This window comes from Pseudanabaena sp. PCC 6802 (assembly GCF_000332175.1).
In the GTDB taxonomy this organism is placed as follows: Bacteria; Cyanobacteriota; Cyanobacteriia; order Pseudanabaenales; family Pseudanabaenaceae; genus PCC-6802.
On sequence record NZ_KB235914.1, the window covers coordinates 2,314,652 to 2,337,416 of the forward strand.

At 49.1% G+C, this 22,765-nt stretch carries 20 protein-coding genes and 1 pseudogene; 8 read left to right on the forward strand and 13 right to left on the reverse strand.

The genetic code is table 11. The features are described 5' to 3' along the window. The first annotated feature begins 129 nt into the window (after positions 1 to 129). Together PSE6802_RS0116135 and PSE6802_RS0116140 are read left to right on the forward strand one after the other, a co-directional pair. Complete coding sequence (locus tag PSE6802_RS0116135) at positions 130 to 381, forward strand: CopG family ribbon-helix-helix protein (RefSeq protein WP_019501083.1); 252 nt, start codon at positions 130 to 132, stop codon at positions 379 to 381. A gap of 5 nt (positions 382 to 386) precedes the next feature. After that, positions 387 to 665, forward strand: coding sequence for a type II toxin-antitoxin system RelE/ParE family toxin (locus tag PSE6802_RS0116140; protein WP_019501084.1), 279 nt, complete (start codon positions 387 to 389; stop codon positions 663 to 665). Here the strand turns inward: PSE6802_RS0116140 and PSE6802_RS0116145 are convergent. Continuing rightward, positions 662 to 1,786: a THUMP domain-containing class I SAM-dependent RNA methyltransferase gene (locus tag PSE6802_RS0116145; RefSeq protein WP_019501085.1), complete on the reverse strand. Its 1,125-nt coding sequence runs from the start codon at positions 1,784 to 1,786 to the stop codon at positions 662 to 664. The two genes, PSE6802_RS0116140 and PSE6802_RS0116145, sit on opposite strands and share 4 nt — an antisense overlap. Positions 1,787 to 2,040: 254 nt before the next feature. Here PSE6802_RS0116145 and PSE6802_RS0116150 point away from each other — a divergent pair, with 254 nt between their 5' ends. Together PSE6802_RS0116150 and PSE6802_RS31195 are read left to right on the forward strand one after the other, a co-directional pair. After that, entirely contained in the window at positions 2,041 to 2,748 is a 708-nt protein-coding gene (locus PSE6802_RS0116150; protein WP_026103338.1) for a DUF3386 domain-containing protein, read from the forward strand. Between the two features lie 486 nt (positions 2,749 to 3,234). Next, complete coding sequence (locus PSE6802_RS31195) at positions 3,235 to 3,852, forward strand: DUF5684 domain-containing protein (protein ID WP_019501087.1); 618 nt, start codon at positions 3,235 to 3,237, stop codon at positions 3,850 to 3,852. A gap of 34 nt (positions 3,853 to 3,886) precedes the next feature. Here PSE6802_RS31195 and PSE6802_RS0116160 read toward each other — a convergent pair whose 3' ends face one another. From PSE6802_RS0116160 to PSE6802_RS0116195, 8 genes are all read right to left on the reverse strand, one after another. After that, on the reverse strand, positions 3,887 to 4,663 hold the full coding sequence (locus PSE6802_RS0116160; RefSeq protein ID WP_019501088.1) for an energy-coupling factor ABC transporter ATP-binding protein: 777 nt from the start codon (positions 4,661 to 4,663) through the stop codon (positions 3,887 to 3,889). A gap of 239 nt (positions 4,664 to 4,902) precedes the next feature. Continuing rightward, positions 4,903 to 5,517 (reverse strand): hypothetical protein, encoded by a 615-nt coding sequence (locus PSE6802_RS31200; protein WP_156815556.1) that lies wholly within the window; start codon positions 5,515 to 5,517, stop codon positions 4,903 to 4,905. Positions 5,518 to 5,628: 111 nt separating this feature from the next. Then, entirely contained in the window at positions 5,629 to 7,206 is a 1,578-nt protein-coding gene (locus tag PSE6802_RS0116170; protein ID WP_019501090.1) for a calcium-binding protein, read from the reverse strand. Positions 7,207 to 7,472: 266 nt separating this feature from the next. After that, positions 7,473 to 8,555, reverse strand: a complete 1,083-nt coding sequence (hypE, locus tag PSE6802_RS0116175; RefSeq protein ID WP_019501091.1) for a hydrogenase expression/formation protein HypE — start codon at positions 8,553 to 8,555, stop codon at positions 7,473 to 7,475. A gap of 38 nt (positions 8,556 to 8,593) precedes the next feature. Continuing rightward, the gene (locus PSE6802_RS0116180) at positions 8,594 to 9,013 is read right to left on the reverse strand and encodes a putative toxin-antitoxin system toxin component, PIN family (protein WP_019501092.1); all 420 of its coding nucleotides are present in this window, start codon (positions 9,011 to 9,013) and stop codon (positions 8,594 to 8,596) included. An 81-nt stretch (positions 9,014 to 9,094) separates the two neighbouring features. Continuing rightward, entirely contained in the window at positions 9,095 to 9,355 is a 261-nt protein-coding gene (locus tag PSE6802_RS0116185; protein WP_019501093.1) for a hypothetical protein, read from the reverse strand. Positions 9,356 to 9,373: 18 nt separating this feature from the next. After that, positions 9,374 to 10,516 carry a hydrogenase formation protein HypD gene (gene hypD, locus PSE6802_RS0116190; RefSeq protein ID WP_019501094.1) on the reverse strand — a complete coding sequence of 381 codons (1,143 nt, stop codon included), beginning with the start codon at positions 10,514 to 10,516 and terminating at the stop codon, positions 9,374 to 9,376. 150 nt (positions 10,517 to 10,666) lie between these two features. Beyond that, positions 10,667 to 10,894 (reverse strand): HypC/HybG/HupF family hydrogenase formation chaperone, encoded by a 228-nt coding sequence (locus PSE6802_RS0116195; protein ID WP_019501095.1) that lies wholly within the window; start codon positions 10,892 to 10,894, stop codon positions 10,667 to 10,669. A gap of 190 nt (positions 10,895 to 11,084) precedes the next feature. Here PSE6802_RS0116195 and gyrA point away from each other — a divergent pair, with 190 nt between their 5' ends. From gyrA to PSE6802_RS0116215, 4 genes are all read left to right on the forward strand, one after another. Continuing rightward, a complete protein-coding gene (gene gyrA, locus PSE6802_RS0116200; protein WP_026103339.1) occupies positions 11,085 to 13,694 on the forward strand; it encodes a DNA gyrase subunit A in 2,610 nt (869 codons plus the stop codon). After that, the gene (locus PSE6802_RS0116205) at positions 13,687 to 14,271 is read left to right on the forward strand and encodes an NUDIX hydrolase (protein ID WP_019501097.1); all 585 of its coding nucleotides are present in this window, start codon (positions 13,687 to 13,689) and stop codon (positions 14,269 to 14,271) included. The genes gyrA and PSE6802_RS0116205 overlap by 8 nt, the downstream gene beginning before the upstream one ends. Positions 14,272 to 14,785: 514 nt before the next feature. After that, the gene (locus PSE6802_RS0116210) at positions 14,786 to 16,360 is read left to right on the forward strand and encodes a calcium-binding protein (protein WP_026103341.1); all 1,575 of its coding nucleotides are present in this window, start codon (positions 14,786 to 14,788) and stop codon (positions 16,358 to 16,360) included. Between the two features lie 254 nt (positions 16,361 to 16,614). Continuing rightward, positions 16,615 to 18,174 carry a calcium-binding protein gene (locus PSE6802_RS0116215; RefSeq protein ID WP_026103342.1) on the forward strand — a complete coding sequence of 520 codons (1,560 nt, stop codon included), beginning with the start codon at positions 16,615 to 16,617 and terminating at the stop codon, positions 18,172 to 18,174. Between the two features lie 430 nt (positions 18,175 to 18,604). Here the strand turns inward: PSE6802_RS0116215 and PSE6802_RS0116220 are convergent, their stop codons facing one another. The 4 genes and pseudogenes from PSE6802_RS0116220 to PSE6802_RS35860 form a co-directional block, all read right to left on the reverse strand. Then, positions 18,605 to 20,095, reverse strand: coding sequence for a DPP IV N-terminal domain-containing protein (locus PSE6802_RS0116220; RefSeq protein ID WP_019501099.1), 1,491 nt, complete (start codon positions 20,093 to 20,095; stop codon positions 18,605 to 18,607). Further along, positions 20,085 to 20,867: a TIGR03943 family putative permease subunit gene (locus PSE6802_RS0116225; RefSeq protein WP_019501100.1), complete on the reverse strand. Its 783-nt coding sequence runs from the start codon at positions 20,865 to 20,867 to the stop codon at positions 20,085 to 20,087. Before PSE6802_RS0116225 ends, PSE6802_RS0116220 begins: the two co-directional genes overlap by 11 nt. Before the next feature lie 127 nt (positions 20,868 to 20,994). After that, a complete protein-coding gene (locus PSE6802_RS0116230; protein WP_019501101.1) occupies positions 20,995 to 22,047 on the reverse strand; it encodes a permease in 1,053 nt (350 codons plus the stop codon). A 99-nt stretch (positions 22,048 to 22,146) separates the two neighbouring features. Continuing rightward, positions 22,147 to 22,640 (reverse strand): annotated as a pseudogene (locus PSE6802_RS35860) (IS1 family transposase). Positions 22,641 to 22,765: the final 125 nt, after the last annotated feature.

Here is a 22,765-nt window from a genome sequence, read left to right on the forward strand (position 1 = left end):
TCCAACTGTAGCTTAGTTTTTCCCCATTCAATATAACAATTCGTTATTCCGATCTAGTGGAAGCTTTGTTTACAATGTTTACTTTGCAGATCGTGCTGCTATACTTGAAGCAGAGATATAAGCAAAGCCATGACGAAAGAAATTACTATTTCAACTCGCGTGACGGAAGAGATGGCAGAACAGGTGGATCGGCTCTCCGAACAGATTGGTCGAACACGTGCTTGGATTTTACATGAGGCACTACAGGCTTACGTTGCTTCCGAACAGGAGTTTATTGATGCAGTTCAAGAGGGTTTAAACGATCTGGCGCAGGGGAATGTAGTTGACCACGATCGGGTTGTGGCAGATTGGTCTCGTCGGCGTAATGAGTCTGGACAATAGTACTAATGTCTATTGTCTGGACTACTTCAGCTCGACAAGATGTGAATGCCATCTGGGATTTTATCGAGCAGCGGAACCCAGATGCAGCTGAGTTGGTAGAGAGTGCAATTTTGAAGTCAGTTGAAGGGTTGTTGCAGTTTCCAAAGCGAGGTAAGCCTGGGCGCGTTAAAGGAACGCGAGAACTTGCCCTACCAGGTTTACCTTATGTGGTGGTTTACCTGTTGGCGGAGTCTAGAATTGTAATTCTGCGGGTGCTGCATGGGGCGCAGAATTGGCCTGGCTAATAGAGTTCGTACTGCATCAACTGGCAGGGAATAGAGCCATTATGCACCGGAATTTGTCGCGACGATTTTAAGCCTATCGTGCTGGCAAGCGCTTTATTACCGCTGAGGATATATACTGCCCAGCCCTTAAACCGTTGCTTTAATACGCGACCCAGTTGCTTGTAAAACTCGCCCAGCTCGCGATCGCTTCCCAGACGTTCGCCATAGGGGGGATTGCATAGCAATACGCCGCAATCGGCAGGAGGTTCAACCCGATCGAGCGCGGTTTGAGAGAATTTCACGTGTTGAGCAACGCCGCACTGCTTGGCATTTGTACGAGCTTGCTGGATCGCGCTGGCATCGCGATCGCTGCCCAAAATCTTCGCTGGCAGGCGATCTAGCTGGCTGGCTATTGCTTCCCGTCGCAGGCGCTCCCACAGCAGTTCGTCAAAGTCCGGCCAGGTTTCAAACCCAAAGCGATCGCGAAACAGCCCCGGCGCGATCTGCAAAGCTGTTAAGCTGGCCTCCAAAGGCAAAGTTCCGGAGCCACAGAGCGGGTCGAGAAATGTCAAATCCGGCTGCCAGCCGCTTAGTTGAATGAGGGCAGCGGCGAGGGATTCCTTGAGCGGGGCTTTACCAACAGCGGGGCGGTAACCGCGACGGTGCAGACTGCTACCCGAACTGTCGAGACTAACCGTACAGCTCTCGCGCTCGATATGCACGTTAATTCGCACGTCCGGAGACTGGGTATCAACATTAGAGCGATCGCCTGAAGTTTGTTGCTGCCGATCGACAATGGCATTTTTAACCTGAAGCGCCGTGAAGTGGGTATGGTTGAGTCGATCGTTCTTACCCGTGGCATTGACTGCCAGGGTACGATCGGGCGTGAGGTATGCCTGCCAGTCGATTTTTTGAATACTGCGATAAAGTTCTTGCGCGTCGTGGCAGGGAAACTCGCCCAGTTTTAGCAAAACTCGAAAGGGAAGTCTAGCCCATAGATTAACGCGGTATAGGAGGGTGCGATCGCCCTCAAATGCCACCCCGCAGAATCCGGGAGCAATCGAACGCGCCCCCAAGCTTTCCAACTCTTGAGCAGCTAAATACTCCAAACCACGAGCTACCGTCGCAAAATATTCACCCATAGCTCAGAAGTATACCGACAAGTTGCCTATGGTTGGGCAAAAGTAAGCGAGGTATTCTGGTAGGCTTGAATAACTGATGTAACGAGGAACTATAAAGGTAATTTCTCGTAAATATAGCCATAGACAGATCTGTTAGGACAGGGGGTGTGGGGGCTGTGCCCCCACGCAGGGGTTCTACCCCTGCACCCCGTCCTAAGCCTAGTGGCTGCAGCTATAAAATACCAATTGACAAACCTCGATCGACAATTATTGACATGATTACTACAGAAAAAGTAGATAACAAAGCCCGCGATTTATTCCGCGCCGCCTATGAAAATCGCTATACCTGGGACGATCGCTTCCCTGGTATGACCGCAGATTTGAGCGTGACGATTGATGGCGAGACCCGCACGGGTAAGGCAAGCATCAACCCCGATCTATCTGTAAGCGTAACCATGGACGAGCCTAAATTGGTCGAGCGTACGACTCGTGCGCCCAGCGGCGAAGAAAAAACCGTCACTGTCGATGAAGGGCAAGAATGGCTGACCAATCAGTTGAGAGATGTCGTTACCCACCGCAAGCGCAAGTCCTTTGAAGACGCGCATGGTAAGTCGGAATTTTCCATGGGTGCAACGGATGAAACTGGAGCGGTAGAAATTCTGGTTTCCGGCGATAGTATGGGTTCCAACTACAAGGTGCGCAATAACGAGGTTTCTATGGTTAGCCGCGTCATGGGGCGTATCGGCTTTGTCATCAACCACCTGGCTCACCTCGACACGGGCGAAGGCTATATCTCTAGCGCCTATAGCGCCGTCTTCCGCAATCCTCAAACCAATGAGATCGTGCGGCAAGCCAAGTTTGAGGATAACTACGAAAAAATAGGCGACTACTATGTCATGACCAGTCAGGTCGTTCATTCCAACGAACAGGGTCAGCAAAAAAACTACGAAATCAATTTTACGAATATTCAGTTGCTAGCTTAGTACGTTAAGACTGACTGGCAGCACCCGTTTTTGTCACCTATTCTTTAGTCTTCAGTATCTAACCTTGGCAACCCTGCTGAGGTATTTTTGTTTAGTTGAGGACAGATTCTGTTATACCAAATCAGTACGCATTATCCCTACATTGCCTGGCGACTAGAAGTCGCGGCTATGCAAATAAAATCTGCCTGCGCAGACTGCAAGAAAAGGGGTTAACAGATCGGGATTTGGTATTAGTCCAAGAGTTATGAGGGTTGCGGTTCCATGCACGGGTTCTGTCAGTGTATTCCATCTTAAACATGTTGACTGTTGCTATAACTTTAGTGCGGCTAGCCTGGGACAATTGCCCGATATTTAGGAGAGCGGTCGTCGAAGATAGCAGCAACAGTCTGGCAATTCGCTATAAATTAATTTAAGCCATTTGCACTCTCGATATGGTAAATAAGGTAACGTTATTTCCCAATCTTTAGCTTTTTAGGAGTGTGGAAAGTGAATTTTGTTAAATATTTAGGCTTCAGGCATGTAGATGTAGTTTATCGCAGAATCTCACTATTTTTGATCTCGCTATTTGCAGTTATTGGCTTACAGCATTTTGTTGCCGAGCCAATCCTATCGGCTCCTGGTTCGATATCTAATGCGATCGCACCATCTGCATCGATTGCATTAATTACCCATTTTAACGAGCAAATTGTCGCTCAGGATAGTACACAAGACAATACATCTAGCGAAAATAACCCCACGACTGCTCCCCTCACTGAAGAACAAAAAGCCCTTGCAGACAAAATCCTCCTTTTTAGTGGAGTAATTGGTCTTTTGGCTTACTTGTTTGTCAGTTTCTGTTTGATGAAAATTGCGGAGAAACTGAGTATCCCTAATAGCTGGCTGGCCTGGGTACCAATTGCCCAAATTTGGGTCATGATTCGCGCTGCCGGAAAGCCAGGATGGTGGCTGATCTTGTTGTTCGTGCCCCTGGTCAATTTTGTTATTGGCTTAATCGTTTTATTCTCGATTCCGCCAAATCTGGGAAAATCTTCTCTCTTAGGACTATTGATCTTCTTACCCGTACTTGGGGTGTTTCTATACTGGGGTTTGCTAGCATTCACCTAAATCTGCAATTTCCGGACAACTGGCGCTTCCGAAACTACAGCGGCAGCTTGGGTGCGTGGTCGATCGCGCAGTAAGGACGACTGTAGCTCAGTGGCATTTCGAGGCCACGATCGAGCAAAAAGTCCCGATCGCTCAACACCTTTTCCGTTTGACCGTCATAGGCAACTCGCCCTTCGCTGAGGACGACAGTGCGATCGCATAGTTCTAAGGCCAGATCAAGATCGTGAGTGGCAATTAGCTGAGTCTCTGGCAGGCTTTGTAATAAATGAATTAACTGGCGGCGCGATCGCGGATCGAGTTGAGCGGAAGGCTCGTCAAATACTAAGATCTGCGGTCGCATTGCCATTACCCCCGCGATCGCCACCCGCTTCTTTTCTCCTCCAGATAAATTACCAGCTTGGCGTTTAGCGTAAATATGGGGATCGAGTCCAACTGACTGCATCGCCCCTATTACCCGCTGTTGTAGTTCTGCCCCTCGCCAGCCCTGATTCATTGGCCCAAATGCCACATCCTCCCAAACCGTGGGCATAAATAGCTGATCGTCTGGGTTTTGGAAAACCAGTCCTACAAAATTGCGAATTATTTGCAGATTTTTTGATTTAACCAGGTTTTCTCCCACCATCACCTCACCCTTTTGCGGCATCAATACACCATTGAGGTGGAGAAGTAGCGTTGACTTGCCAGAGCCATTCGCTCCCACCAGCGCTACCCGCTCTGTAGCTCGAATTGATAGATTAATTTCCCTAAGTGCGTGCGTCCCATCGGGATAGGTATAGCTAAGATTCTCAATAAAGATGGGATTGTGGTGCATAAATGGCAAATTTAGCGATCGGGAGGAGAGGCGTGTCGAATTGACCTTAGCAAGCTGACCGCTATTCTATTAAAAAAATACCCCAAATAACTTTGGGGCAGTGAAAGAGGATTCGTAAGTGTTGAATTTAGTTTATGCGGGAATAAGCTCCTGCCACATCACCTCGTCGAGCAGACAGAAGCATGAAACTTTCCTCGCCCAATTGGGTGAAGTGTTTGGTACTTAGAATTCCGAACCCGCTACTTTTTCATGCCCTTCGCCATGTTGCGGAACATATCCATGCTCGTGTCTCTGCGATTGCGATCGCTACTTTCCTTGGTGGGTTTAATCTCAGGTGCAGGCTCCTTTGGTGCTTGACCAAAAGAACCGGCAGTGCCTTCTGTTTTGTTTAGAGAAGAAGTAACTTCTACCACTTCAGCACCTTCTGCACGACCACCAAATCTAGGGAAGGTTTTTTTGATCGTCTTGGTGGTACGCATGTAGTCAATATTACCGAAGGTCTTGGCTGAGTCAGCATCCAAAAAGTAGGAATTAGCATCTTCTGTGGGTTGGTAAGTCCACTTTGGTTCTGCCTCTGCCTCTGGCTCTGGGGTTGGGTCGCTTTTCTTAGAGTTAAATAAACCACCAAGCAAGCCCTTACCCTTCGCTTCAGGGACTGAGGTAGGTTCTGCTTCTGCAGCTTTTGCCTCTGCTTTAGCTGGAGCAGCTGGTTTCTTTGTTTCAGCTTTCACCTCCGCTTTAGCTGGTGCAGCTGGCTCTTCAGACTTAGAAGGTTCTGCCTTCTTCTTGTTAAACAATCCTTTAATAAAAGTCATAATATCCTTGTGAATACTGTCTTGAATATTTGTTAACACATACTAAATTTTATTAAAAACGCGCCCATCTGTATACTTGATTGATAAAAAACAGGGCAAGCACTGCTTGCCCTGTAACAGAAATTACTTTTATATCCCAACCTGCGCGCCCTAAGCCACAATTCGGAAGAATGGGAAACCAGGGATTCCAGGAGGTGCCGGAACGGGTGAAAGCTGCGCAAATTGCACGAAGCCAGTACCTGAGCCGCCACCATCGCGATCGAAGTAAAGACCGCCACCAGTTACGTCATAGTAGAAAGCAGAAGTGCCAACTGGTATCCCTAATACAGATGCATCAGCCGGTGCTGCTCCAGGAGTGGGGGGGAAGAAAAGAAACTGCCCTATGCCTCCAGTTTGTCCGGCAACTAACGAACCACCAAACGCCGCTGCGCTAACTTCAATAATATCGAGATCGCCTATAGGTGGGGGAGAAAATTTATAGTCAGTGATAACATCAACTTCACCCGGAGTGAAGTCAGTGAACCGGAAAATATCAGAACCCGAGCCACCCGTAAGCGTATCGATACCGCGACCGCCAATTAGCGTATCGCCGCCTTGGGCATCGCTGCCAGGAATCTGTAGGAAAATAGGATTAATAGTACTGCTATCGCCACCATTGATGCTGTCATTACCATCGCTGCCGAACATAAAGTCATTGCCAGCATTGCCAGCTAAGGTATCGTCGTTGACAGTCGTGACTAGCTGAATCCCGGCAGCGGTAGTAGCAGCGGTCGGATCGTCAGTAAAGCTATCAGCAGTAGGGCTACCTACTAAGCTCTTACCCTTGATATCGCCTCCAGGTAGACGATTGCCCACCGTGAAGGTAGAAGTGCCACCGTTATCACCCGTGTTGATAGTGTCGTTGGTGGTGATGAAGCTACCGTTGATAGCGAATAACTGCGATCCAGGTGCCAATAGCTGCTCTCTCGTGACACCAACAACCGTAATCGTTTGGGCTGCCGACGTACCGTCGCTAGCCGTTCCTGCAATGGTAATCACCGCCGCGCCAGCAGAATTGGTGGTAACTGTTACTGTGGCATTGCGGTCTAGTTGGGAAATTGAAATCGTGTCACCAGTGGCGAAGTCGAAGATCGTGTCAGAGCCACCAAAGCCGCCTCTGCTGCGCACCACCTGCTCTGCACCTGTAAATGCCACTAGATCCTGCGGTACGGCGGTAAAGAATTGGAACTGGTCGTTGCCAGCTTCGCCGAACATGTCGTTGTTGCCTTTGCCACCGATGAGGGTGTCGTTACCATCGGCACCCAACATGCGATCGCTTCCGTTACCAGCTACCAATACGTCATCGCCGAGGTCGCCGTTCATCGTATTGGCATTGGAGACGCTACCGTAGATGGTGTCATTACCTTGACCGCCAAACAGAGTGTTACCACCGTTAGTAGAAGCGACTAGCAAGTCTTCGCCTCTGTTGCCACCTAGGCTATCGGCGCTAAATCCGAAACGAGCGCCCACCAGGGTGTCAGCGCCTTGACCGCCAAACAGGCTGTCGTTGCCACCTGCGGTTTGGGTTAAGCTGTCTGCAAATAAAAGGTCATTGTCAGCATTTCCGTTGAGCGTATCTCTGCCGACATTACCAATTAAAGTATCGTCGCCTCTGAGACCTCTAGCGTTGTCGCCTTCGGTAGTTGCTAAATAACTATCGTTGGCATTAGTGCCTGTAAAAACTGCCATGGTGCTCCGTTCTCCTCACAAATGTTCAAGTTGCGCGCTCAACCCGCATTGAAATTCTATGTTTATTGAATCTATCACGAATTTGGGCACATATACTTACAGGTTCCCGCACTTTTCACTACCAGAAATACTAAGCTTGCGAAACCTCATATCCCTTGCTAGGGAAAGCTTGCCCAACGATCGCTGCAGGTTGAGAATACCAGATGGGAGAGGTTTGGATTGAACGAGCGATCGCTTCTCTCTCATCTCTATCCGTTTCTCATTTATCAGCAAATGCGAGGTAGTTGCTCGCCGCTCAGCATATCGATAATGCGAGTTACACCAATCCGACTAACCATAGTTACCAAGCCTTTCATAGTATTATTGTCAGTCGCTCTGCCGATTTGGCAGGCACAACTATTGGAATCATCGCTTGCATTATGCGATCGCATAATCTCTAAAGCCTTTTCTGCTTGCGTCTGAGGCACGAATGCGATAAATCTCCCTTCGTTAGCGATGTAGATCGGATCGAAGCCGAGAATTTCGCAGGCTCCCTGCACGTCTTCGCGTACGGGAATTAGATTCTCGTCAATCTCAATACTCATCCCAGCAGCAAGGGCGATTTCATTGAGGGCGCTGGCCAGACCGCCCCGCGTTAAATCCCTTAGCATGTGGATTTCAATTTCTGCTGCTAGCAGTTCCAGAACGAGATCCGCCAATGGAGCGGCATCGCTTTGGATGGTCGTCTCAAATCCCAAGCCCTCGCGTACTGCCATAATCGCAATGCCGTGACGACCGATATCCCCACTCAGTAATATGGCATCTCCCGATCGCACGGATTGAGATGAAATGATGCGATCGCATTCAACAATACCAACTCCAGCAGTATTGATAAATATGCCATCTCCTTTTCCTTTGTCCACGACTTTGGTGTCGCCTGTCACGATTTGCACGTTCGCGATTTGTGCCGCAGATCGCATGGATTGGATGATTTGCCATAACGTTGACATGGGCAATCCCTCTTCCAAAATGAAGCTGGCACTGAGATAAAGCGGGCGCGCTCCTGCCATTGCCAAATCGTTGACAGTGCCGTACACCGCCAGCGCGCCAATATCACCACCAGGGAAGAATAACGGTTTCACGACATAAGAATCCGTTGTAAAAGCCAGCTTGGGCGATCGGTTACTAGGAGTTAATTCCAACACTGCGGCATCGTGTTGGAGAGATGTGGGCACGTCGAATGTTGGCAAGAACATTTGAGAAATTAACTGGTGCATGAGCTTGCCACCGCCACCATGCGCCATCAGAACGTGGGGATATTGTTGGATAGGAATAGGACAGGATAAATTGAAATCTGTAGGATCTGACATAAAGTAGGGCTTGCTTATAGACTGCGTTTTTAAAGAATTTACTCCGGGTAATAACGATTGAGAAAGTCTTGTGGGTTCAGGATTGGAATGCCATTTACTTTAATCAGTACTAATAAGTCCAGATCTCCAGTAATTAGAGCTTCAGCATTAGCACTTAAGGCAGTACCTAGAATCTTATTATCCTTAGGATCGCGCAATTCAGCTATCCTGATAGGAACTGTTGGGCATATTTCTGATAGTTCTCGCACGACAGCCATTAGAGTCTCTACTGTACAAGCCCGCTGTTGTAAGCGTTGTTGAAATTTGGCATGTCTTAATGTAGTTTCTAGTTCCAAGAGCAGGGTATCTGAGACAAAGAGGGAAATTTGAGTGTTGCGAGCAAGACGGAATAAGCGGCTGGGGGTTCCTCCCCACAATAGACCTGAAATCCAAACATTGACATCGAGTACAATTCTCATACCAAATCGATCCAGATTTATTTTTTGATAACGCCATAGTCTTTCAGAAGCAAGGTGTTATAGTGTGCAGATTTGTTATTATTAATCAGACCATAGCTCCTGTCGCACTTCTTTCACAATCTCGCTAATCTCTTGAAGTGCTGGCTGACTTGGATCTATTTCTAGCTCCTCAAGTTCTTGAAGAAATGCATCTAGATCTACAGGTGGCTTGAAGATTTTTTCAAGTACAATACCATCCACTTTTACAATCGCTCTGTATTCATCGCCTGCTTTAAGTTGCGATCGTATCTCTGGAGGTAGATCCAGGTGACCTTCATTAGTTACTTTTACAATTGCGTTCATAGTTTACAATCTACCTCATTAGCTATTAGATACCCAACTTGGCTGTATGTCAGCATTAGGCAAATGCTGTCTATATCTATAGTATGCCGCACATGCTCCTTCTGAGGAAACCATCGGTGCTCCTAAGGGGTGTTCTGGCGTGCACTGTATGCCGAAAGCCGAGCATTCATGCGGCTTCTTCGTGCCTTGTAAAATAAGGCCGCTAATGCATAAATTTGCATCCTTTGGCTGGATCTCATGCCGCACTATGGAATCTAATGAAAAGCGTTTTTCGGCATCGAATTCAGCATATTCATCCCTAATCCCTAAACCGCTAGCAGGGATTTCACCAATCCCGCGCCATCGACGCGGCACAATTTGAAATACTTCATTCATTAGTTGCATGGCTTTAGCATTGCCATCTTGATGCACGGAACGGGCATACTGGTTCTCAACTACTGCTTTTTCCATCTCCAATTGTCGCACGCACATGTGAATGCCCTGTAAAACATCTAACGGTTCAAAGCCCGTTACGACAATGGGAACACCGTACTTTTTCGCAATTGGCGCGTATTCGTTGTATCCCATCACGGTGCAGACGTGACCCGCAGCCAGAAATCCCTGTACGCGGCAGTCGAGCGCGCTGAGGATGGTCTCCATCGCAGGAGGTACCAGAACATGGGAAACGAGCATGGAGAAATTCCGAAGCCCCAATTTTTTTGCTTGATAGAGGGTCATCGCAGTAGCTGGAGCGGTCGTCTCAAATCCAACTGCGAAGAAAACTACTTGTCGATCGCAATTCTGTTGCGCGATTTTCAGACTATCTAAAGGAGAGTAGACAACGCGAATATCGGCTCCTGTAGCCTTGACAGATAGCAGATCGATCGCGCTGCCGGGCACGCGCAACATATCGCCAAACGAACACAAAATTGTATTGGGCTGAGAAGCGATCGCGATCGCGCGATCGATAATTTCTATAGGCGTAACGCAGACTGGGCAACCTGGGCCATGAACGAGCGATATCTCTTTAGGTAGTAGTTCGTCAATGCCATACTTTACAATCGCATGGGTTTGACCGCCACAAATTTCCATAATCGTCCAGGGACGAGTTGCGAGCGCGCTAATTTCTCTACCTAGCTGCTTTGCAATCTTGGCATCGCGGAATTCATTAACGAATTTCATATCGATTCTCCTTGTCAAATTTGTTCCATCGATCGCAACACTTACGGGTGGTAGGGGCAGGTTTGGCTAGAGATCGCGGTTTTGCCAATAGCGCTCGTACAAAACCTACCCCTACACTACGGATTTTTACGATGAGAATTCGTTCGCACCTCACTCATTCATTTGAGCTAGATCGCGGAGCGTTTGTTCGGCTTCGGTTTCATCTAGTATTGACAGCGCAAACCCAACGTGCACGATCGCATAATCTCCTACCTGCGCTTCGGGGACGTATGCCAAACTCACTTCTTTGACAACGCCACCGAAGCTGACCCTGCCCGATCGCGTCAGGTCATCATCACCGCTAATACTGAGAATTTTGCCTGGAACTGCTAGACACATACATTTAGGAACCGCTGCTATTAGTTGCTAATTAAAAGGGGCATAGCGGAGGAGTTGTTTGTCCGATTTGGAAAACTGGGCGATCTGACGATCGTGCTCTGCGGTCGAATATAATAGTTAGGTGATATAACCATAACCAATAAGCACCCGATCTTGATTATAAGGTGCTAAAAGGAGCCAGGACGCATTTATGACCAACTCAACTCATACCCCAGAGGATCGTATTATACCTACCGATCTTCGAGGTGAGATGTCAAGGTCTTATCTTGAATATGCCATGAGCGTGATCGTCGGTCGCGCCCTGCCGGATGCTAGAGATGGACTCAAACCAGTGCATCGCCGCATCCTCTATGCCATGCACGAGCTGAACCTCAGCCCCGATCGCCCGTTCCGCAAATGCGCCCGCGTAGTGGGGGACGTAATCGGTAAATATCACCCCCATGGCGATACGGCAGTGTACGACGCGCTGGTGCGGATGGCGCAGGATTTTTCCATGCGCGATCGCCTCGTAGACGGGCATGGCAACTTTGGCAGCGTCGATAACGATCCGCCAGCGGCGATGCGGTACACGGAATGCCGCCTCACCCGTGTTTCCCAAGAGGGGATGCTCCAGGATATCGAGTATGAGACGGTTGACTTTGGCGATAACTACGACGGCTCGCAGCAGGAACCGTTGGTAATGCCTGCTCGCATCCCGCAACTGCTGCTGAATGGCTCCTCCGGGATTGCCGTGGGGATGGCGACGAATATTCCACCCCATAATCTGGGTGAATTAGTAGATGGACTGGTAGCCCTAATTGCCGATCCGCAATTGAGCGATCTCGACCTCATGCAGTATATTCCCGGCCCCGATTTCCCCACGGGGGCGCTGATCCTCGGCAAAGAAGCCATCCGCGAAACCTATACAACGGGGCGGGCTTCGATTACCATGCGGGCGGTGGCGGACTTTGAAACGATTTCCGCATCGGGGCGGCAGGATCGAGAAGCTATAGTAGTAACGCAACTGCCCTATCAGACGAATAAGGCTGCCCTAATTGAAAAAATTGCCGAACTGGTTAACGAAAAGCGCATTGATGGCATTTCTGACATTCGCGATGAAAGCGATCGCGATGGTATGCGCGTCGTCATCGAACTCAAGCGCGATGCCTACCCCAAAGTCGTACTGAATAACCTTTACAAGAGTACGCCCCTGCAATCGAATTTTGGTTGCAACATGCTGGCGCTGGTAGACGGCGAACCGCGATTGTTAAGACTTAAAGAAGCTCTGCAAGTCTTTCTAGATTTTCGCTCGGAGGTGATTACGCGCCGCACGCAGTACGAATTGCGCAAAGCGGAGGAACGCGATCATTTGCTGCAAGGCTTACTAACTGCGCTTGCCAACCTCGATAGCGTCATTGCCCTGATTCGCGGTGCCGAGGATACTGCTACTGCGAAGGCGGGTCTGATTGAAACTTACGGTCTGTCAGAAGCCCAAGCCGATGCCATCTTGCAAATGCAGTTACGCCGCCTCACGGCTCTAGAATCTGACAAGATCGAGTCGGAACACAATGAGTTAGTTCTAAAAATTGCTGACCTGCGCAATATTCTTGCCAATCGCGATCGCGTCCTGGCTATTACCAGAGAGGAACTGGAAAAGATCAAGGCGGAATTTGCCACCCCCAGAAAAACGGTGATTCTACAAGCGGAGGGGGACATCGACACCGCCGATCTAATTGCAAACCGCGAAACTTTGGTTTTGGTCACAGAGCAAGGCTATATCAAACGCTTGCCGCTCGATACCTTTACGGCACAAAGTCGGGCAACGCGCGGTAAATCTGGCACCACCATGAAAGAAGATGATGCCGTCGATCATTTCTTTGCCTGCCGCAGCCACGACAGCGTGCTTTTCTTTACGGATCGCGGTAAAGTTTACAGCCTCAAAGGTTACGAAATTCCCGAAGGTAGTCGCACTTCTCGCGGTACGGCAATCGTACAGATGCTGGCGATCGCCAGCGGCGAAAAAATTACATCTGTAATTGCCGTTAGCGAGTTTAGCGAAGACGATTACCTGGTCATGCTGACGACGGGCGGGTATATCAAGAAAACCAAGCTATCAGCTTTCGTCAATATTCGCACCAATGGCTTGATTGCCATTTCCCTAGAAGAAGGCGATCGCCTGCGCTGGGTGCGTCGTGCCAAAGCAGACAACACGATTATAATTGGCTCCCAAAATGGGATGTCCATCCGTTTCCGCACTGATAACGATCAGTTGCGACCTATGGGGCGCGATACTAGAGGTGTCCGCGCTATGAAGCTGAGCGCGGGCGATCGCCTGGTCAGTATGGATATCCTTCCCGCTGGTTTAGCTGAGATTGAAGGAGAGGAAACAGAAGAAGAAAATCCCATCTTGGAAACCACCGTTACGGAAAGCGATGACGAATCCTTAGAACAATGTAACGATAAATCCCAAGGCCCTTGGGTACTGGTCGTGACCCAGGGTGGTTTTGGCAAGCGGGTGCCTGTAGACCAGTTCCGCATCCAAAGGCGTGCTGGTAAGGGATTGCGCGTCACTAAATTCAAAACCGGCCAAGATCAGTTAGCAGCATTACGTTTAGTCAATGTTGACGATCAATTGATGATCGTTACCAATCGCGGCATTGTCATGCGCCAATCCACCGATGCGATCTCCTGTTATTCCCGCGCTGCTAAAGGCGTACGGTTGCAAAGACTAGATGCCGACGATGCGATCGCGGCTGTAACCCTCGTACCGCAAGCTCTAGAAGATGATGGCGAATTAGCAGTGGAGGGCGAGAATGAGTAACGCCAAGTCGCGATCGGGGGATGGGATAATCCCTAGCAAATTGCTCGACAACCGCCTGCATTATCAGGGACATAAATTCACCTATCGGGTCGATCGCCTCCAGTTGCCCAACGGTGCGCAAGGGGAATACGAACACATCCGCCACCCTGGTGCGGGCTTAGCAGTTCCGGTGAACGCCGACGGCAAGTTTTTATTGGTCAAACAATATCGCTTTGCCGTACAGCGCTATCTTCTGGAGTTCCCTGCCGGAACTTTAGAGGCAGGCGAAAATCCGGATAATACGATCCAGCGCGAATTAGAGGAAGAAACGGGCTACCGCGCCCATCGTTGGCAAAAGCTCGGCTCCTTTTTCATTTGCCCCGGTTATTCCGATGAAATCATCCATGCCTATCTCGCCCAGGATCTGGAGCTACTGGACAATCCACCGCCACAGGACGATGACGAGGAAATCGAAGTGGTTTGTTTGAGTGCCGATGAAATTCAGGCTCTGATCGCCGCCGGTGATGCCGCAACCAGCCTTGACGCTAAATCAATTACGAGTTTTCACATGGCTTTGCCCTATCTGCGATCGCACTAGGGTTGAGGGGCAGGTTTAGTCCAAATTCAACATCCAAGATGTATGCAGTATTGTAGCCATCTGGCGATCGCTACATTTATAGCGGTTTTCATCTGAAAACGAGAAGGGGGTTTGGGGGCAACGCCCCCAAGAAGCGGAGGCAGGGCGGTCTTGGGGGTTCCCCGCTAGAGCCACTGCCGTGTGGAACCCCTTCACCCCGTCAATAAAACCTGTTCTCAATTGAAAAACGCTATAGCAGGCAAGTTTAGCTGCTTCAACGCCGAATATTGCTGAAAACTGCACAATTACCTAGTACATATTGTGATATTACTAGAAGTTTAAGGTGGCAAGTTTCTAATTTCGTGCAAATTACACCTGTTTAGTTAATTGCTTGTTAGGGCAATGGCGCTACAAAAGCGATCGTCCAAAGTTATTGCCCTAGATGGTATGACGAGGTTTGTACTGCCTCATCGCAACCTATAGCAACCCCCGAGCAAGAACTTTTTAACCCCCAAAACTTGAGGAGTATATATTAATGGCAGTTTTTACAGGAACCAACGCTAACGATAGTTATTTAGCAACCACCGAAGGCGACAACGCTAGAGGTCTCAGAGGCGACGATACTTTAATTGGTAATGTCGGCAGAGATACGCTCAACGGAAATGCTGACAATGACCTTTTATTTGCAGACAGCTTAACCCAAACCGCAGGTGGCAACGACAGCCTGTTTGGCGGTCAAGGTGCCGACACCCTTGTTGGCGCTCGCTTTGGCTTCAGCGCTGACAGTTTGGGCGGTAATAGGGACGCAGACTTGCTAGTCGCTTCTACCAATGGTGGTAACACCCTCTTTGGCGGTCAAGGCAATGACACCATCTACGGTAGCGTCTCCAATGCCAATACGATGAACGGCGACCTCGGCGATGACGTATTGGTAGCTGGTAATGGTAGCGATCGCATGTTGGGTGCCGATGGTAACGACACCCTCATCGGTGGCAAAGGCAACAACGACATGTTCGGCGAAGCTGGCAACGACCAGTTCCAATTCTTTACCGCCGTACCGCAGGATCTAGTGGCATTTACAGGTGCAGAGCAGGTGGTGCGCAGCAGAGGCGGCTTTGGTGGCTCTGACACGATCTTCGACTTCGCCACTGGTGACACCATTTCAATTTCCCAACTAGACCGCAATGCCACAGTAACGGTTACCACCAACTCTGCTGGCGCGGCGGTGATTACCATTGCAGGTACGGCTAGCGACGGTACGTCAGCAGCCCAAACGATTACGGTTGTTGGTGTCACGAGAGAACAGCTATTGGCACCTGGTTCGCAGTTATTTGCAGTCAACGGCAGCTTCATCACCACCAACGACACCGTCAACACAGGTGATAACGGTGGCACATCCAAATTCACCGTTGGTCAAGGTGCTCCCGGCGCTAATATCAAGGGTTCTAATCTGATTGGTAGTCCTACGGCTGATACTTTTACCGACGATCCGACCGCTGCCACCACTGCTAATGGCATCGTATTGTTAACCACAGTCAACGACGATACCGTCAATGGTAACGCTGGCAACGATTATATGTTTGGCAGTGATGGTAACGACATCCTCAACGGTGGCGATAGCTCTATTACTCCTCCTCGTAATTTTGCAGATGGTGTAGCTGAACTCGCACCTGTAGATTTGATTATCGGTGGCAGAGGATTTGATACCATGACTGGTGGTACAGGTAGCGACTATTTCAAACTAGATATTTTTGAGCCTGGTGTGATTGATACGATCGCTGATTACAAGCCTGCTGCTCCTCCTGCTGGTGAGATTGATAGAATCTTGATCAGTGCTTCTGGATTTGGTGGCTCCCTAATTCCCAATCAACGAGCTGTTTTAGTTACAGCACCAGCTGGCTTCTTTGGTACCCTTGGTGCAGGTGGTGTAGAGGGGCAAAATGCCACCAATGCTATTGGCACCTCTGCTTTCTACTACGATACTGTTGGCGGCGGTCTCTACTACGACCAGGATGGTGGCGGCACAGGCAAGACATACACCCAGGTAGCTCAGATTACACCGCAGTTTGGCAATCCTTTCAGCTTTACTCAAGTTGGAATTGTTGCTTAGGATGTAAATAAATAATTCATGTTTTTTGCAATCTGAATAAGTTACAAAGAGGCGATTAGCAACCGCCTCTTTAAATTTGTGAAAATTTCTGATGTAGGAGCGTCTTTGCAGGCGATTTTACGTGCTTCGGCGCAGAACATTGCTGAAAACTGCATAACTACTCAGCGTGTATTGTGATATGCGTAGTGATTAAGGTGGTAAGTTTTTAAGCTCGTGCAGGGTTATACCTTAAGACTTGAGGAGTGCAAAATTTAATGGCAGTTTTTACAGGAACAAATGCTAACGACAGTTATTTAGCAACTACCGAAGGCGACAACGCTAGAGGTCTCAGAGGCGATGACACTCTCATCGGTAACGTCGGCAGAGATACGCTTAACGGTAATGCTGACAACGACCTTCTGTTTGCCGATAGCTTAACCCAAACCGCAGGCGGCAACGACAGCCTGTTTGGCGGTCAAGGCGCTGACACCCTGGTGGGCGCTCGTTTCGGATTTAGTGCTGACAGTTTGGGCGGTAATAGGGACGCAGACTTGCTAGTCGCTTCTACCAATGGTGGGAACACCCTCTTTGGCGGTCAAGGCAATGACACCATCTACGGTAGCGTTGCCAATGCCAACACAATGAACGGCGACATCGGCGATGATGTGGTAATTGCTGGTAACGGGAGCGATCGCATGTTGGGTGCGGACGGTAACGACACCCTGATTGGTGGCAAAGGCAACAACGACATGTTTGGAGAATCTGGCAACGACCAGTTCCAATTCTTCACCGCCGTACCGCAAGATCTAGTGGCATTTACTGGTGCAGAGCAGGTGGTACGCAGCAGAGGCGGCTTTGGTGGCTCTGACACGATCTTCGACTTCGCTACTGGCGACACGATTTCAATTTCCCAACTAGACCGCAACGCCACAGTAACGGTTACCACCAACTCGGCTGGCGCAGCGGTAATTGCAATTGCGGGCACAGCTAGCGATGGCACTCCTGCCAACCAAACCATCACGGTCGTGGGTGTAACTAGAGAGCAGCTACTGGCACCAGGATCGCAGTTATTCGCTATCAACGGTAGCTTCATCACCACCAATGACACCGTCAACACGGGTGATAACGGCGGTACGTCTACCTTCACTGTCGGTCAAGGTCAACCTGGTGCCAACATCAAGGGTAAGAACCTGGTAGGAGCGCCTACACCTGACACATTCTCCCCTATTGCTGGCGTAGCAACGACGGCTAATGGCATTCTGCTCCAATCTACTGTCAACGACGACACCCTGGCTGGTAATGCTGGCAACGATGTTATGGCTGGCGGCGCTGGCAATGACAGTATCAATGGTGGCGATAGTATTACTACTCTTCCTATTGATGCAGGGAATACGGTTGATGAGTCAGGTGGAGATCTGCTAATTGGTGGTAGTGGATTTGATACGTTGGTTGGCGAGCGAGGCACTGACTATTTCAAGCTAGATGTCTTCGAGCCTGGTGTCATCGATACGATCGCTGACTTCAGACCCATAACGGAGTTCGATCGCATTCTGATTAGTGCATCTGGCTTTGGCGGCTCTCTAGTGGCTGGTCAAGGGGCTTTTGGTGCTGCACCAGTTAGCTTCTTCCTCACAACTGGTGCAAATAGTGTAGAGGGACAGAATGCTCCTGCTGCTAACATCGGTACTTCTACCTTCTTCTACGACACAGCAGGTGGTGGACTCTACTTCGACCGAGATGGTGGCGGTACTGGCACTACATTTACCAAAGTCGCTCAGATTACACCTCAGAATGCTAATACGTTTGCTCCCACTCACATAGTAATTGTCCCTTAAACCTGTGTAATAACACTTTGGTACCAAGCCAAGTAACAAAGAAGCGGTTAATAACCATCTCTTTCAGGAGTTAGGCAAAACAGATCCCCAACCCCCTACCCTTATGGGAAGGTAAAGCCTAGAAAAAGGGGGCTTTGGGATTTCCCCCTTTTTTAAGGGGGGCCAATCGAGATAGTTAAAGATGGCAAAGTTCGAGGGCGAGGGCAGATATAGCGGTTTTCAGATCGGAGGTGAGCAGGGGGTTTGGGGGCGTTGCCCCCAAGAAGGGGAGGCAGGGCGGTCTTGGGGGTTCCCCGCTAGAGCCACTGCCGTGTGAAACCCCTTCACCCCGTCAATAAAACCCGTTCTCAAGTGAAAACCGCTATAAGTCATCGAACTGATGTCAGGATCAGAAGGCGAATATTGCGCGAACCTTTCACGGTTCCAGTCCTTAAGGGAACCATTGAGGGCGTATCCCGAATAGTGGAAGTAGCTGAGCTTCAGATTCAGATGCGATCGATGTCAGAGGTAACAGGCTGAGCTGCGGTTTTATCTCGATCTCCGCCGTTCCCAGCAGAGTTTGTGCCTCTGTGGTATCGGCCTGTATATTGATTTGCTTGTTTCTGGAATTACCTGTTTGGTCTTTAGGAGAGGGTATTTTCTGCCTAACTTGCTCGAACAAGAGATATTGCCCATCGGGAGCGATGCTGATTTGGAGATTGCGCTGGTTGGGAAAATCGAGAAGCCGCGTTAGATTCCTGGTCTTGAGATTAATTACCGCTAGGTACGGCAATTCGCGATAGGTTTCTTTAGTCTGCTTGACATCCGTTAGCAGACAATAAAGGTTCTCTGCCTGCGGATCGAATTGGGCGCTGAGAATAGAACCATTAGTTTGAAAAATCTCCTGCTGAACTCCCTGATTGGTGACGCGGAAGAGCGATCGCGTATAGTTATTGCCGTATTTCACCATCGCCGCCTGCGCTCCATCCCGACTAAAGCTGAGAATCGTGCCAAATTTAGGTAAAAAATCCAGCGGTTTCGCCTGTGGTTCCAGAGGGAGAATCGCTACTCCTGCCCCTTGAAGGATGGCGATCGAGCTACTATCGCGGGTGAACGTAAAATCGCCACCAGGTTGATTTTCAAGTGGTTTGGGCGGTTGGTTATCTTTAATTATCCAAAGCCCGTACTGACCGGGAACGAGACGATTTAGTCTCTGAACCAGTATGGTTGAGCCATCAGGAGATAGATCGAATTTGAAATTCTGGTATTCATTACTATCTAGAATGAGCTTCACTTCTGGCTTGGGCTGAAGCGAGACAGTGTAGAGCTTGCGGTCGAGCGGATCGATGACTGGTGCTTTCTCTGTCGCAATAAAGAGCATCCTTTGACGATCTGGGTAAATGCGAAAGTCAGATACCAGTAAATTCTCTGGTGTCAGCACTTGTTTCGACTTCTTCGTGAGATCGTAGACAACCAATCTCCCCAATTCCCGATCGCCAGTACCAATATAAGCAAAAATGGGCTTAGGAGTATGGAAAGTGCCAGTAAATGGCTGGATCGGCGTATGGTTTCCGGCTTCGTTCGCAAAGCGATCGTAGGCATTCTCCAGCTTGACCTGATAGGATTTGCCATAGACGGCTGGCGATAGCAGAGTATACGCCATTCTTCTTCCCGCCCAACTGAATTTCCCACGGAGTTCTGGACTGAGCTTGAGATTCTTCTCGACAGTCTCATGGTTCATGGGGCGGTTAAACGTCAATACGAAACCCGTGTCGTCAGAGCTTACTTCCTGCCCTTGCCAACTAAAATCCCTCACCAGCGGCGCAGTGCGATCGCCGCTCCACAGGAGGATCGCAATCAAAATACTCAGGACTGCAACTGCTGCGATCGCCGCTCGATCCAGAGGTTGTGTTAGCGATTTGAAATTCCTTTTAGTACTCATATGGATTTCTAGGCGGTGAAATCGGAACGATCTTTGACGCTTGGATCGCCAGTTGACGCTTGCCGTTATTTTCGATAGTAATCATTTGACCTTCTACTTCCAGCCAGCGATCGCTAGGGTAGGCGGAGCGTCCTTGCTCGGTCTTGACGGGAAGGCTGACTGGATAAACATCGGCGGCACAGCAGGTAATGACAAAGCGCGAAATTAAGAAATATTGTTCTGGTAAGTCTTTGGGATAGACCACAAACCCCTGTACTTTAGCTTTTTGGCCGACATAGGTATCTGGCTCTGGATAAACGTTGATGGTACGAATCCAATCTACGAGCGATCGCTCTTCGGATCGACTGTTAGCCCGAAAAGACTGCGGTACGGCGCGGGTAGCCGTGAGGCTATCATTTACGCCGCGCTGGATGGCGGTATCGCTAGCAAATGGTTGCGGTGTCACGATCAGTCCCAGTAATGCCGTAATCAGCAGGAGGCTGCTACTCCAACCTGGTAATAGTAAGGTAACGTGCTGAACTGTCTGTCCTGTTTGTTGGGAACGGTGGCGACGCATGACTTGTCTGGCTTCTGCTGCTGCGATCGCCACTAAGAAAAATCCCGCCACAACCGTCATCCAGAAATAGTTGGGATGAACCAAGAGACTCAGTTGGTCGAACAACCATAATTTGAGGAGTAGAATTCCCCATCCCCCAATTGCTAGTACGTCCAACCAGGGAGCTACGGAGCGAAATAGTTTGGGATATTGTTGACTGCGAGTTCCCATTTTCATGTCATCAATCTAATTCATATTACGCAAATTGGTATAAGGAGCGCAGGGGCGTAGCCCCCGCTTTAGTTTTCTCTCTCCCTGAGAGAGAGGATTAGAGGTGAGGGTAAAATCTTTCGCATAGGATGAGTTATCTAACATGTAAATTAATGAATAAGCAAGCGAGAAATGTGAGTTGTCCAGCTAAGAGAAAAAGATACATTACCGCTCTCTTTTTGAAGATTGTCAGCATTAGCCCAATGCCTTTAAGGTCAATCATAGGGCCAAATACGAGGAAAGCAAGCAAAGAACCACTAGTAAATGTGGAAGCGAAGGAGAGGGCAAAGAAAGAATCTACAGTAGAGCAGATCGACACTACCGCAGCCAGGATCATCATCGCCACAATTGAACTAACGGGACCCTGGCCCAAACCGATGATAATTTCCCTAGGGATACCGACCTGAATAATAGCAGCGATCGCGCTGCCCACCACCAATACTCCCCCCAATTCGCGAATTTCGGCGATCGTATTATCGATTAGCAAGCGCATTTTATGGGTTAAGTATTTTCGTTTGCTTGCGTTCGCCTTTGTCCCCGACATTGCATCCGAGGCACTTGCTGGCATGACAGAGCCAAGCGCTGTGTCCAACTGCAATGGCTGCGACTCGCCCAAAATAAATGTCCCCGTTGGCACGCGCGCTCCCGCTACTGCTAGAGCAGGTTCTTGTGGAATTTTTTGGCTAAATCGCAGCGATCGCGCTACGGATGGTTGCAACAAGGCACTTATATCCTCCTGAGCGCTGAATATCCAGCCTACAATCGTGGCGATCGTCAAAGATAGACCCACCCGTAAAAACACGATCTCCGGCTGGTCGCGGAATGCCGTCCAGGTTGCCCAAAATACAATTGGATTGATCGTAGGTGCTGCCAATAGAAACCCGATTGCCACGGCTGGAGGCACGCCTTGCACGATTAGCCGCCGCGCCACCGGTATATTGCCGCACTCGCATACGGGAAAAAGAAAGCCCACCATGCTGCCTGCTAGCGAACCCAGCAACGGATTTTTGGGAATCATGGTTAACAGCTTGCGCTCGTCTACAAAGATCAGTAACAAACCGGAGAGCAATACGCCCAAGATTAAAAATGGTATAGCCTCAACCAAAAGGCTGAGAAATAGGGTGAAAGCACTATCGATCTTATTCATCCCGGATCGCCATTTCCATGCAAAACTGTTTTAGTTTAACCGACGCAGAACGGTTAATGTTGCAAACTTGGGTAGTGTTCTAGATCTGTGGTAATCATTTTAGACAGCACACTTAAATTCAAATCGATTGATGAACAGACCAATCACAATATCGTGCATCACAATAGATTTAGAAAAGCAAATAGTTTTGCGCACTAAGCGCTTGATGCGGGTACGAAACGTTGCTGTGTTTGCGCTCAATTTTTTGAGTATTTTGTGTGCCCACTGTATGTTCAGCAGGGTCAAGATGGCGTTCATAGGCTCCCCAGCCATCTGTGTAAAACTGGCTGATGCCAAAAGGTTCTAACCACGTTTTGAGCTTTACAAAAGCTTCGTCTGCATGGGACGCTAAGACGTAGGCTAAAATTCGCCATGTCACTAATCTGTTGTTTGACCTCAGCTAAATGACCTCGGTAGGTGTAGTTCAGGATCGAGGTGCAACGATCGCATTCTGGATTACGACATCTATAGCGTGGTTTTCCCTCACCAGATGAACCATGTCTGACGACATCGCTACTTTACCAAGTTGGACAAAGAACTGGTTCCAATACCATTAAAATTTCTCGCCTCAGAATTTTGAGATATTATCCCCCATTTCCACAGATTCAGAACATTACCGATTTAACGATGAGCTACTGCGAGACTGGATGCAAAACCGTCACGACGAACTTGCCCACCA